Here is a 12822-nt window from a genome sequence, read left to right as displayed (position 1 = left end):
GGTGATCATCAACATGTTCGCCGGCGAAGCGGCGCCCTTCATCAGCGAGCTGGGGCTGACGACCGAGCATCCGGTGCCGGGGCTGTCCGCACGCTATCCGGCGCTGCGCTGCGACCGCGACGACGTCTGCCAGGTCACCACCGACATGGGCTACAGCAACGCGGCATCCAGCGTCGCTGCCCTGCTCTACGCCAGCGGCTTCGACCTGCGCCACACCTATTTCATCATCGCGGGCATCGCGGGCATCAATCCCAAGCTGGGCACCGTCGGCTCGACGGCCTGGGCCGACTACGCGGTGGACTTCTCGCTGCTGCACGAGATCGACGCGCGGGAAATGCCGCAGGAATGGGCGAGCGGCTACTTCGGCATCCACACCAGCGCGCCGGATATCAAGCCCACGTTCAGCTACCGGACCGAATCCTTCCAGCTCAATCCCGAACTGGTGACGCGCGCGTACCAGCTCTCCAAAAACGTCACGCTTGGCGATTCCGCCGCCGCCATCGCCTACCGGGCCAACTTCGACACAGCTCCGGCCAACCAGCCGCCCGCAGTGCTGCGCTGTGACACCGCATCGACCGACACCTGGTTCGGCGGCGCCGCGCTGGCCGGCCGCGCCGAGACCTGGTCCGCGCTGCTCACCGACGGCAAGGCCAGGTACTGCACCGCGCAGCAGGAGGACAACTCGACGCTCGAAGTACTGCGGCGCGGCGGGGCCGCCGGCAAGTTGGATTTCAAGCGAGTGCTGATCCTGCGCGCCGGCTCAGACGTCGACCGTCCGCATCCGGGACAGAGCGGCAGCGACGTGCTGCTGAACTACACGCAGCAAGGCGGCTTCGCGCCCGCCGCAGCCAATCTCGCGCTGACCGCCCGCCCGGTCATCCAGAACATCGTCGGCAACTGGCCCGCGTGGAAGCGCGGCGTGCCGGGTCAATGATCATACATTTGCTGGCGGCGGGCTTTGTCGCAGCCGGCCGTTCGGCGCCATAGGTCTTGACCAGGTAATCGACCATGTCGGGAATGTCGGCGTCCGCGAAAGTGGCGCCGAATGGCTTCTTCATTTTCTTCACCGTGGCCTCCCAATACGCGCGCGGCGATGCCGGCGGCTGCGATTGAATATAGTGGACCGAGTGGCACAGCATGCAGTTGTTCTGCACCAGCGCATAACCCGGCAGCGTGCTCGGTTTGAACAGCGAGGTTTCGGACGGCAGGTTAATGTCGAGCGCGAACGCGGGGGCGGCGGTCAGCAGGCCGGCGGCAAGCAGGGAACGGATCATCATGGGGCTCTCCTTAAACGGCGACGATGCGCGTCGATTCGACCACATTGCGCATGTAGCCGGGCGGGTTCCACAAGGCGCCGGCGGGCTGGCCCTGGCCGATGCGGTTGACCGCGCGCACCAACAGCTCGTGGCTGCCCTTCTGCTTGGGCGTGAACGCCGCGCTCCATTCGCGGAACGAATATTTACCCAGGTCCTTGCCCAGTTGCGCGGCCTGCCAGGTCTTGCCGCCGTCCGCAGAGAAGGCCACCTCGTTGACGCCATAGCCGCCGTCGAACGCGATGCCGCGCACCACGATCTGCTTCCCGCTCTTGACGTGCGCGCCGTTGACCAGGCTGGTGATGAAGGAGCGTACGTTCATGCGATTGATCGGCACGGTCTTGGTTGGTGCCTTGCCTGGTTCGGTGCAGGCGCACTGGTTGTCCGGGATACGGTACGCGGTGCTCATCCAGAAGCCGTCGAACACCTTGTCGGTCACGGTGATGTCGGACAGGTGCTTGACCCAGTAGGTGCCGTAGTAGCCGGGCACGATCAGGCGCAGCGGATAGCCGTTCAACATCGGCAGGTCGGCGCCGTTCATCTGCCAGGCCAGCATCACTTCGCCGTCCAGCGCGTGGTCGAGGTTGAGGGCCTTGACGAAATCCGGGCCGTCGCCGAGCGGCGGCGTGTCCAGGCCATTGAAGGCCACCTGCACCGAGCCGGCTTTCACGCCGGCTTTCTCCAGCACCTTGCGCAGCGGGACGCCGGTCCAGCGCACGTTGCCCATGGCGCCGTTCGACAGCTGGCCGCCATTGGCGCGCGGCTCGAAGTGCCCACGGCTGTTGCCCGAGCATTGGACCACGGCGACCAACTCGGTCGCATCGGCCATCTGCCGCAGGTCGGACAGCGACAGCTCCAGCGGCGTGTTGACGTTGCCGCCCACGCGCAGGCGATACGTCTGCGGATCGATGGAGGTCGGGATGCCGCTCCAGTGGTAGCGCACGAAGAAGGCGTCGTTGGGCGTGATCGCCGATTCGTTGAAGACGCTGAACGGCGTTTCCAGCTGCGGCGGACGGGCGGTGAGCAGGATCAGCGGCCGCTTCTGCGGATAGGCGACCAGTTCGCGCTCGCCGTTTTCGAACGGCAGCGTGACGCGGCCTGCATCCGCCGCGAGGGCGTCCAGCGCCGGACTGCCGAAAGCGGCGGTCGCGCCTAGCGTGCCGGCCTGCCGCAAAAAGGAACGGCGCCGCAGCGCCTCCGCTGTCAATACCAACGCTTTAGTCGCCATACCGGTCTCCGAATTGTTGTGATGATAACGGCGTCAATATTGCCACAAATCGGTGCGCGTCTCCCGAATCAACTGTTCCAACGCCATCGAGGCCTTGCTCTTGTAACGCTCCCGATGGCGCAGCATCAGGAAGTCGCGCCCCGCCATCTTGAAGTTCGCCTTGGCCAGCAAGCCCGCCTGCAAATGCGAGGCCACCACCAGCTCCGACACGACGGTGGCGAACGGCCCCGCCATCACGGCCGAGCGCACCGCCTCGTTCGACGGCAGCGACAGCGCGACCTGCAGCGCGTCCACCGGGATGCCGCGCGCCGCCAGCGCCGCCTCGAACGCGGAGCGGGTGCCCGAGCCTTCCTCGCGCAATATCCACTGGGCCGCCAGCAGCTGCGCCGGCCGCAGCGCCTTGCCGGCCGCCCAGGGATGATCCGGCGCGACCACCGCCACCATGCGGTCCTGTGCCACCGGCTCGGCCAGCAGCGCCGGCTCGTCGATCGCGCCTTCCACGAACCCGAGGTCGGCGACGCCCTGCACCACGGCCTGCGCCACGTTCTGGGTGTTATCCACCGCGACGTCGAGCGTGATCGACGGCCAGGCCTGGCGGAAGCGCACCAGGAACTGCGGCAGCCAGTAGCTGGCGATGGTCTGGCTGGCCTGTATGGTCAGCGTGCCGCGCTTCATGCCGCCCAATTCGGCGAGCGTCAGTTCGGCGGCGCGGGCGCTGGCCAGCGTGCGGCGCGCCTCCACCAGGAAGATGCGGCCAGCCTCGCTGGTTTCGATGCGCCGCCCGACGCGGTTGAACAGCGGCGTTCCATAGCGCTCCTCCAGCACCTTGATGGAGGCGCTGACGGCGGACGGCGTGAGCGCCAGCGCGCTCGCCGCCTGCGTCAGGTGCTGGCGCTCGGCGACTTCCACGAAGATGCGTAATTGTTCCAGTGTCATTGTTCGATTTGATTGAATGAATCGTCATAAATTGTAAGATGGACGCAACGATCTGTCGACTTGATAATCGCTCTTATCGAACCTTCAAGGATGACGCAATGAACAAAACCATGACAGACGCCCTGCCCGGCCTGGCGCTATGCTGCGTGGTCACCGCCTCCGCCTACGCGCTGGAAGCCGTGGAGAGCGCGGTGCTGGGCCGCGCATGGCTGGAGAGCCTGGTGCTGGCCATCCTGCTGGGCACCGCCATCCGCACCTTGCTGGGCATCGAGCAGCGCTTCGAGGCCGGCATCCAGGTCGGCGCCAAGCTGCTGCTGGAAATCGCCGTGGTGCTGCTGGGCGCATCGGTCAGCGCGCGCTCGCTGCTGGAGAACGGCATCGGCTTGATCGGCGGGATCGCCGCTGTGGTGGCGATCGCGATCGCGCTCAGTTTCGCCATCGGCCGCGCCTTCGGGCTGCCGCGCAAGATGGCGATCCTGATCGCCTGCGGCAATTCGATCTGCGGCAATTCCGCCATCGCCGCCGTGGCGCCGGTGATCGACGCCGACGGCCAGGATGTCGCCGCCGCCATCGCCTTCACCGCCGTGCTGGGCGTGGCCGTGGTGCTGGTGCTGCCGTTGATGGTATCGCTGCTGTCGTTCTCGCCGGTGCAGTTCGGCGTGTTCGCCGGGCTGACCGTGTACGCGGTGCCGCAGGTGCTGGCCGCCACCGGTTCGGTCGCCGTCAGCAGCGTGCATGTCGGCACGCTGGTCAAGCTGGTGCGGGTGCTGATGCTTGGTCCGGTGGTGCTGACGCTGTCGCTGTTGGCGCCGCGCGAAGGCGCATCGCGGCCCGCGCTGTCGCATCTGGTGCCGTGGTTCATCGCCGGCTTCCTGCTGTTGCTGGCCTTGCGCTCTTTCGGCGCGATACCGGCGGCCGCGCTGGCGCCGGCGCACGCGGCGGCCAACTTCTTCACCATCATGTCGATGGCCGCGCTGGGGCTGGGCGTGGACGCACGCGCCGTGCTGCGCGCCGGCGGGCGGGTCGCGGCGGTGGTCGTGCTGTCCTTGCTGGGCCTTGCCGCCGTCAGTTTTGCGCTGATCAAACTGTTGGGTATCGCCTGAGACCCGCCGCCGTCTAGCCGCCCTTACCCGCCACCGCCTGCCGGTACTGCGTCGGCGTGACGCCGGTGGTGGCCTTGAACTGGCGGGTGAAGGCGGAGTGGTCGCCGTAGCCGCAGGCCTGGGCGATTTCGGCCACGCTGGCCGTCCCCTTCAACAAGCGCGACGCCGCTTCGACCCGGGTCTGGATGATCATCTGGCGCGGCGTCAGGTGGAAGATGCGCAGGAAGTAGCGCTCGATCTGCGCCACCGACATGTGCGCCGTGCGCGCCAGCTCGGCCAGCTGCAAGGGCTGGCCGTATTCCTGATGGATCAGGTTCACCGCCGCCGCCACCTTGCGGTAGGCGGGATTCTTCTTGTCCGCCATCGCCAGGTCGCGCGAGACGCCGGTCAGGCCGACGATGCGGCCCTCGGCGTCGCGCAGCGCGGTCTTGCGCGTCAGGCACCAACCGGGATCGCGGTTGGGATACAGGTGCAGTTCCAGCTGGTCTTCGATATCGTTACCGCCGGCCAGCACCGCCATGTCCTGCGCCAGGTAGGTCTGCCCGAACGGACGGGCGAACACCTCGGCCGGCGTGCGCCCGATCAGCGCCGCCTTGTGCCGCTGGCCGCAACGCTGGACCAGGGTCTGGTTGACCACCACGTAGCGGCACTCCACGTCCTTGACGAAGAAAACCACGTCCGGCAGCGCGTCGAACAGCGCTTCGGAAAAGAAGGGATCGGCGATGCCCGCGCCCAGGGCGCGGCGGGCGTCGTCGTGAGGGAGTTCTGTATGCATGAAGGCGATTGTGCCAGCGGCGCGGGGCGGCGTCTCCTGTTTTATCGTCATTGTGCAGATTTCGTCATCGATCATGCGCAGGAGATGCAAGACAGCGCGCCCCGGGAAGCCTAAGATTTGAGCATGAAAAACATCTCCATCATCGACTCCCACACCGGCGGCGAACCGACCCGCCTGGTCATAGACGGCGGCCCGGAACTGGGCCACGGACCGCTCAGCGAGCGGCTCGCGCTGCTGAAACGGCAGCACGACACGTTCCGCTCCGCCGTGGTCTGCGAGCCGCGCGGCTCGGACGTGCTGGTCGGCGCGCTGCTGTGCGAGCCGCACGCCCCCGATTGTGCGGCAGGCGTCATCTTCTTCAACAACGTCGGCTACCTCGGCATGTGCGGCCACGGCACCATCGGCCTGGTCGCGTCGCTGGCCTACATGGGCCGCATCGGGGCCGGCCGCCACCGCATCGATACGCCGGTGGGCGTGGTGGAGGCGGAGCTGCACGCGGACGGCAGCGTCACCGTGGACAACGTGGCCTCCTACCGCAGCCAGGCCCAGGTCACGGTCGAGGTGCCCGGCCACGGACCGGTCACTGGCGACGTCGCCTGGGGCGGCAACTGGTTCTTCCTGGTTTCCGGTCATGGACTGGAACTGGGAGTCGGCAACGTCGAGGCGCTGACCGCCTACAGCGTGGCCGTGGGCGCGGCGCTGGAACGGGCCGGCATCACCGGCGACGGCGGCGCGCTGATCGACCATATCGAATTGTTCGCGCCATCGCGCACCGGCGCCGACAGCCAGAGCTTCGTGCTCTGCCCCGGCAAGGCCTACGACCGTTCGCCCTGCGGCACCGGCACCAGCGCCAAGCTGGCCTGCCTGGCGGCCGACGGCAAGCTGGCCGAGGGCGCGCTGTGGAAGCAGGAGAGCGTGATCGGCAGCGTGTTCGAAGCCTCGTACCGCTATCGCGGCGAGCAGCTGATTCCCAGCATCCGCGGCCGCGCATGGGTCAATTCGCAGGCGCAGCTGATCCTCGATCCGACCGATCCTTTCGTCTGGGGCATACGGTGAACCAGCAAGACGTGATCGTCATCGGCGCCGGCATCGTCGGCGCAGCCTGCGCGGATGCGCTCAGCCAGCGCGGCCTGCGGGTGATGGTGATCGAACAGGACATGCCCGGCGGCGGCGCCACCGCGGCCGGCATGGGCCATCTGGTGGTCATGGACGACAACCCGGCGGAGCTGGCGCTGTCGGCGTATTCGGTCTCGCTGTGGAATTCACTGGTGGGCGACCTGCCCCAGCGCCATGAATACAGCCGCTGCGGCACCATCTGGGTGGCCGCCGACGAAGAGGAAATGGACGCGGCGCGCGCCAAGGCCGACACCCTGAGCGCCTACGGCCTGGCCTGCGAAATGCTGTCGCCCGCCGCGCTGTATGCGCGCGAACCGCAACTGCGCACCGGCCTGGCCGGCGGCCTGCTGGTGCCCGGCGATGGCCTGGTCTATCCGCCCAAGAGCGCGCGCATACTGCTGGACCGCGCGATCCGCCGTGGCGCCACCACGCTGCTCGGCAGCGTCGCCGCCATCGAAGACAACGGCGTGCTGCTGGCCGACGGCACGCGCCACCAGGCGCCGCAAGTGGTGCTGGCCGCCGGTTCGCGTTCGGCCGCGCTGCTGCCGGAACTGCCGGTGCAGCCGAAGAAGGGACACATCGCCATCACAGACCGCTATCCCGGCTTTGTCCACCACCAGCTGGTGGAACTGGGATACATCAAAAGCGCCCACGCCGCCAGCGGCGACTCGGTCGCGTTCAATTTGCAGCCCCGTCCTACCGGACAAGTATTGATCGGCTCCTCCCGCCAGTTCGACACAATCGACCTGGCGGTGGAGCCGGCCATGCTGCAACGCATGCTGCGCCATGCCGCCACGTTCACGCCGGCCCTGGCGCAACTGAACGTGCTGCGCTGCTGGACCGGCCTGCGCGCCGCCACGCCGGACGGCATGCCGCTGATCGGCCCCCACGCCGCGCGGCGCGGACTGTGGCTCGCGACCGGACATGAAGGCCTGGGCATCACCACCTCGCTGGCGACGGCGCAGCTGCTGGCCGCGCAGATGACCGGCGATAGCACACGCATCCCCTACACTCCCTACCTGCCGGGGCGTTTCAATGACTGACGTGGTCCTCAACATCAACGGCCATGACATCCACGTGGCGCAAGGCGTCAGCGTGGCCGCGGCCATCGCCATGGCCGGCAGCGCCGTCACCCGGCGCTCGGTGCGCGGCGCGGCGCGCGCGCCCTTGTGCGGCATGGGCGTCTGCCAGGAATGCCGCGTCACCATCGATGGCCGCATGCACCAGCTGTCATGCCAGACTTTATGCGCCGACGGCATGCGCGTGATCACCGGCGAGTCCCGGCCATGAGCCGCTACGACATCCTGGTGATCGGCGCGGGGCCGGCCGGACTGGCGGCGGCGCATGCCGCCGCCGCGCAAGGCGCGCAGGTCGGCCTGGTCGACGACAATCCGCTGGCCGGCGGCCGGATCTGGCGCGGCGGCCCGGAGCAGCAGCAGGACCCGCGCGCGTTGAAAATGTGGAGCGACCTGCGCGCCGCCCCCAACGTCGCCTACCTGCCGCAGACGCGGGTGCTGTACGCGCCGGAGCCGGGACAGCTGCAGGTGCAGACGCCATCGTCGTCGGCCACGCTGCACTACGAAAAACTGATACTGGCCACCGGCGCGCGCGAGCGGCTGCTGCCCTTCCCCGGCTGGACGCTGCCCGGCGTGACCGGCGCCGGCGGCCTGCAGGCCCTGGCCAAGGGCGGCTATCCGCTGCTGGGCAAGCGCGTGGTGGTGGCGGGCAGCGGCCCGCTGCTGCTGGCGGTGGCCGCGACGCTGCGCGCCAGGGGCGCGGAGATCGCCGCCATCATCGAGCAGGCGTCCTTGCCGGCATTGGCGCGCTTCGGATTCGGCCTGCTGGCGACGCCGTCCAAGATCACGCAGGCGCTGCAACTGGCGGCGCAGCTGAGCGGCATCCCCTACCTGCGCGACAGCTATGTGCATTCGGCGCATGGCGACGGCACGCTGCAATCGATCCTGATACAACGTGGCGGCGCGCGCGAGCTGGAAGCGCTGCAATGCGACTACCTGGCCTGCGGCTACGGCCTGCTGCCCAACGTCGAACTGGCGCTGGCACTGGGCTGCGCCACCACATCGAACAACGGCCAAACGGCCGTGCGGGTGGACGACGCGCAGCTGACCTCCGTGCCCGGCGTCTACTGTGCCGGCGAAGGCACCGGCGTCGGCGGCGTCGACCTCGCGCTGGCGGAAGGCCGCATCGCCGGCCTGGCGGCCAGCGGCAAGCCGGCCGCCACGCAGGAGCTGCACGCCGAACGCGCGCGCTGGAGAAAATTCGCGGCAAGGCTGGAGCGCGCCGTCGCTCTGCGGCCGGAGCTGCTGACGCTGGCCGGCGACGACACCATCGTCTGCCGCTGCGAAGACGTCTGCCACAGCGAGCTGCGCACGCACACCAGCTGGCGCAGCGCCAAGCTGCAAACCCGCTGCGGCATGGGGCCGTGCCAGGGACGCATCTGCGGCGGCGCCACCGAACTACTGTACGGCTGGCGGCCGGACGCGGTGCGCATGCCGATTTCGCCGGCCCGCATCGCCAGCATCATCGACGATTGATCCAAACGATTCACCACAACGATTCATCACAAGGAGAACAGCATGGCAGCAGCAAAATGGGAAGGGGTCTTCCCCGCAGTAACCACCAAGTTCAAGGAGAACGAGGATCTCGACCACGCCGAAATGGAGAAGCACTTCAACTTCCAGATCGACAGCGGCGTGCACGCGCTGTTGACCTGCGGCTCGCTGGGTGAAGCCAGCACGCTGTCGTTCGACGAGAAGCTGGCCGTCACCAAGACCGCGCTGAACGTCGCCGCCGGCCGCGTGCCGGTGCTGGTCAACGTCAGCGAGACGCGCACCGCCACCGCCTGCCGCTTCGCCGAGAAGGCGCACGAGATGGGCGTGCAGGGCCTGATGGTGATGCCGTCGGTGCTGTACGCGGCCGACTCGCGCGAGGCGATGGACAACCTGCGCGTGATCGCCAAGGCGGCGCAGCTGCCGATCATGGTCTACAACAATCCGGTCTCGTACAAGGTGGATCTGACGCCGGAAGACTTCAAGGAACTGGCCGATTGCGAATGGATCGTCGCGATCAAGGAATCGACCGACAACGTGCGCCGCATCACCGACCTGCGCAACGCCGTCGGCCACCGCTACCAGCTGTTCATGGGCGTGGACGACCTGTCGTTCGAAGGCCTGGCGGTGGGCGCGGACGGCCTGCTGGCCGGCCTGGTCGTGGCCTTCCCGAAAGAGACCGTGGCGCTGTACAAGCTGATGAAGGCCAAGCGCTGGGATGAAGCGCTCAAGCTGTACCAGTGGTTCATGCCGCTGATGCACCTGGACGTCTCGACCAAGCTGGTACAGAACCTGAAGCTGGTGGAAACGCTGGCAGGCGTCGGCAACGAGTACGTGCGCCGTCCACGCCAGCCGCTGCAGGGCGCCGACCGCGCCCGCGTCACCGCCGTGGTCCAGGCGGCGCTGGCCACCCGCCCGGACGTCAGCACCCTGTTCTAACGCCATCCGGGGGTTCCCCGCCCCCAATCGCGGAGGTTAGTCATTTTATAAGGTAAAATTGCCCTATTGAAACTAACCTCCGCCGCAACAATGCGTTTTCGTCTATTTTTGGCCTGCTGCCTGTCGGCTTCGATACTGGCCGCGCCCGCGTCGGCGCAACAGGCCGCCGCGGCCTCCCCCCGCAGCGTGCAAGTGGCGGAAAACGCCTTCACCCGTGGCGACGCCGTGCCGGCATGGGTCGACCAGGTGCGGACTATCCCCACCGCCGCCAAGGCCGGACCTTTGTCGATACGCCTGGCGGACGTGCAGTTCCATGTCGCCGACCAGCCCACCGTCTACGCGCACCGGGCGCTGACCGCCAATGAAGCGTCCAGCCTTTCTGCGCTAGGTCAATACGAAATCAGCTTCCAGCCGGACTACCAGCGCGTGCAGCTCCACAGCCTGCGCATCCTGCGCGGCGGCCAGGTGATCGACCAGCTGAAGACCGCCGACATCCGCTTCCTGCAACGCGAGACCAGTCTCGATCAGGGCCTGTACTCTGGCACCATCACGGCGGCCATCGTCACCGAGGACGTGCGCGTCGGCGATACGCTGGAACTGGCTTATTCGGTGATCGGCCAGAATCCCGTCTTCGGCGGAAAATTCTTCGAGGCCGCGTCCTGGGACAGCGCCGCCCCCGTCGGCCTGCGCCGCATCTCCATCGACATGCCGGAACAGCGCACCATCCACCACCGCACCATCGGCCAGGGCGCCGCCCTCAAGCCGGTCGAGATCATCCGCGACGGCCGCCGCGTCCTGCGTTTTGAAACGGGCGACATGCCGGCCCTGCTGGGCGAACCCTATGTGCCGTCCGACGTGCAGGCCTATCGCTGGATCCAGTTCTCGGAATTCAACCGCTGGAGCGACGTCAATCAGTGGGCGCTGCACCTGTTCGACGCGCCATCCGGCGGTGCCGCCGTCGCCGAGGCGCTGAAGGGCGCGCGCAAGGCCGCCACGCCGCAGGAAAAGGTGGCCAAGGTGCTGGAATTCGTGCAGAACGATATCCGTTACCTGTCGCTGTCGCTGGGCGAGAACTCGCACCGGCCCTATCCGCCGGCGCAGGTGCTGCAGCGCCGCTACGGCGACTGCAAGGACAAGACCCTGCTGATGGTCAGCATGCTGCGCGAACTGGGCATCGACGCCCAGCCGGTGCTGGTGTCGACCTACTTCAAAAAGGGCCTGGACCAGATGCTGCCCAGCCCCACGCTGTTCGACCACGCCATCGTGCGTGCCCGCGTGCAGGGCCAGACCTATTACTTCGATCCGACCCGCCTCGGGCAATACGGCCTGCTCGACCGCATGGGCCAGGTCCACGGCGGCGCGCAGGTGCTGGCGATCGCGCCGGACACCAACGCGCTGGAGAGCATCCCGGTGCCGGCCGATCCCGCGCTGTACACCGACCAGCGCACCGAACAAGTGGCGGTGACGGCGCTGGACCAGCCGGTGGAACTGAAGGCCCACATCGAATTCGCCGGCGCGCAGGCGGAAGGCATGCGCGTCCAGCTGGCCAGCATGAGCGCCCAGCAGATCGCCAAGGCCTACGAGGCCTACATGGGCCGGCGCTACGCCGATTTCAGCATGCTGGCCGCGCCCCAGGTCAGCGACGACCGGGTGAACAACCGGCTGGCGGTCGATGTACGCTATCGCATCAACAAGTTCTTCGAGAAGGATGAACAGGGCTGGCTGATGCGCTACAAGGCCAGCAACATGGTCGAGCAATTCTATGTGCCGGATGTGGCCAAGCGCGAACTGCCGCTGTCGGTGCCGACCTATCCAGCGGTCCACAACTACGACTTCACGGTGACGCTGCCGGAACAGTTCGACGCCCACTACAATCCGTCGCAGAGCGCCGTCAACAACGGCGCCTTCACGCTGAACGAGGTGCTGTCGTTCAGCGGCCGCGTGGCCCAGGCCAGGCTGCGCCTGAACATCAACGCCGACCGCGTGGCGCCGCAGGACATGGTGGCCTTTGTCGACGCCGCCCGCAAGATGGGCGACAAATTGCAGGGCAGCCTGTATGTACGGTCCAATACCATCAAGGCGGCGGCCGCGCCGAACTTCAAGGAGCAGGTGCAAACCCGCATCGACGCCACGCTCAAGGCCACCAACCGCGTGCTGGCCGACGCCGCGCTGACCGGCCAGGATGCCGGTGGCGCCTGGTGCGAACGGGCCCGCGCGCGCGCCTGGCTGGGCCAGTACGCCGACGCGCTCAAGGACGCCGCCAAGGCGGTGCAGCAGAACGATAGCCAGGAAAACCTGCTGTGCCGCGGCGAGGTCAATTTCGCGGCGGGGAACTTCAAGGACAGCAGCGCCGACTTCGCGCGCGCGATCGCGCTTGGCGCGGGCGACACCACCACCTGGCTGCGCAAAGGCTGGGCCGATCTTTACCTCGGCAACAAGCGCGACGCGCTGAACGACCTGTCACGCGCCGGCAAGGCCGCCGACAATCCGCTGCTCCAGGTGCGCTCGCAGATCTGGCAAGCGATGCTTGGCGCGCCGTCCGACAAGGTCGCCCAGGCCGGCGGCGAGCAAGCGCAGGACGAAGCCTGGCTGTCGGCAGCGCTGGAGATGTTCCAGTCGCGCCAGGCGCCGGACCAGATGCTGCGCCTGGCCAGCCGCGAAGGCGCCAACGGACTGGAACTGCGCCTGGTGGAAGCCTATTTCTACGCCGGCAAATCGTATCTGCTGGCCCAGGACAAGCTGCGCGCCCGCGTCTACTTCCAGCGCGCCGTCGACAAGGGGGCGCTGCAGAGCGCCTATCACCAACTGGCCCGCCTTGAACTGGCGCGCCTGCAATAGACTCGGC

Annotated in this window: 12 protein-coding genes; 8 read left to right on the top strand and 4 right to left on the bottom strand. The window is 67.7% G+C overall.

Annotation, left to right across the window (positions count from 1 at the left end; translation table 11 throughout):
- Positions 1-13 precede the first annotated feature (13 nt).
- Complete coding sequence (locus HUX88_RS33225) at positions 14-934, top strand: purine nucleoside permease (protein WP_176360795.1); 921 nt, start codon at positions 14-16, stop codon at positions 932-934.
- On the opposite strand, the gene HUX88_RS02315 is transcribed toward HUX88_RS33225, so the two are convergent.
- Genes HUX88_RS02315 through HUX88_RS02305 form a run of 3 tightly spaced genes read right to left on the bottom strand, consistent with a single transcriptional unit; the run spans position 876 to position 3477 of the window.
- Positions 876-1277 carry a cytochrome c gene (locus tag HUX88_RS02315; RefSeq protein WP_229219156.1) on the bottom strand — a complete coding sequence of 134 codons (402 nt, stop codon included), beginning with the start codon at positions 1275-1277 and terminating at the stop codon, positions 876-878. The two genes, HUX88_RS33225 and HUX88_RS02315, sit on opposite strands and share 59 nt — an antisense overlap.
- A gap of 10 nt (positions 1278-1287) precedes the next feature.
- A complete protein-coding gene (locus HUX88_RS02310; RefSeq protein ID WP_176360670.1) occupies positions 1288-2541 on the bottom strand; it encodes a molybdopterin-dependent oxidoreductase in 1254 nt (417 codons plus the stop codon).
- Positions 2542-2574: 33 nt separating this feature from the next.
- The gene (locus tag HUX88_RS02305; protein WP_117011994.1) at positions 2575-3477 is read right to left on the bottom strand and encodes a LysR family transcriptional regulator; all 903 of its coding nucleotides are present in this window, start codon (positions 3475-3477) and stop codon (positions 2575-2577) included.
- Between the two features lie 98 nt (positions 3478-3575).
- Here HUX88_RS02305 and HUX88_RS02300 point away from each other — a divergent pair, with 98 nt between their 5' ends.
- Positions 3576-4580 (top strand): YeiH family protein, encoded by a 1005-nt coding sequence (locus HUX88_RS02300; RefSeq protein WP_176360669.1) that lies wholly within the window; start codon positions 3576-3578, stop codon positions 4578-4580.
- A 13-nt stretch (positions 4581-4593) separates the two neighbouring features.
- Here the strand turns inward: HUX88_RS02300 and HUX88_RS02295 are convergent, their stop codons facing one another.
- A complete protein-coding gene (locus HUX88_RS02295; protein ID WP_176360668.1) occupies positions 4594-5430 on the bottom strand; it encodes an AraC family transcriptional regulator in 837 nt (278 codons plus the stop codon).
- Positions 5431-5478: 48 nt separating this feature from the next.
- Between HUX88_RS02295 and HUX88_RS02290 the strand changes: the two genes are divergently transcribed.
- From HUX88_RS02290 to HUX88_RS02265, 6 genes are all read left to right on the top strand, one after another.
- Positions 5479-6411 carry a 4-hydroxyproline epimerase gene (locus tag HUX88_RS02290; protein ID WP_217916191.1) on the top strand — a complete coding sequence of 311 codons (933 nt, stop codon included), beginning with the start codon at positions 5479-5481 and terminating at the stop codon, positions 6409-6411.
- Complete coding sequence (locus HUX88_RS02285) at positions 6408-7514, top strand: FAD-dependent oxidoreductase (RefSeq protein WP_176360667.1); 1107 nt, start codon at positions 6408-6410, stop codon at positions 7512-7514. Before HUX88_RS02290 ends, HUX88_RS02285 begins: the two co-directional genes overlap by 4 nt.
- Positions 7507-7761 carry a 2Fe-2S iron-sulfur cluster-binding protein gene (locus HUX88_RS02280; RefSeq protein ID WP_117011998.1) on the top strand — a complete coding sequence of 85 codons (255 nt, stop codon included), beginning with the start codon at positions 7507-7509 and terminating at the stop codon, positions 7759-7761. Before HUX88_RS02285 ends, HUX88_RS02280 begins: the two co-directional genes overlap by 8 nt.
- Positions 7758-9023: an FAD/NAD(P)-binding oxidoreductase gene (locus tag HUX88_RS02275; RefSeq protein WP_176360666.1), complete on the top strand. Its 1266-nt coding sequence runs from the start codon at positions 7758-7760 to the stop codon at positions 9021-9023. The genes HUX88_RS02280 and HUX88_RS02275 overlap by 4 nt, the downstream gene beginning before the upstream one ends.
- 42 nt (positions 9024-9065) lie before the next feature.
- Entirely contained in the window at positions 9066-9977 is a 912-nt protein-coding gene (locus HUX88_RS02270) for a dihydrodipicolinate synthase family protein (RefSeq protein ID WP_117012000.1), read from the top strand.
- Between the two features lie 90 nt (positions 9978-10067).
- Complete coding sequence (locus HUX88_RS02265; protein WP_176360665.1) at positions 10068-12815, top strand: DUF3857 domain-containing protein; 2748 nt, start codon at positions 10068-10070, stop codon at positions 12813-12815.
- Positions 12816-12822 lie beyond the last annotated feature (7 nt).

This window comes from Duganella sp. BJB1802, from assembly GCF_013369445.1.
In the GTDB taxonomy this organism is placed as follows: Bacteria; Pseudomonadota; Gammaproteobacteria; order Burkholderiales; family Burkholderiaceae_D; genus Rugamonas; species Rugamonas vulcania_A.
This window is presented reverse-complemented; position numbering and strand designations above follow the sequence as displayed.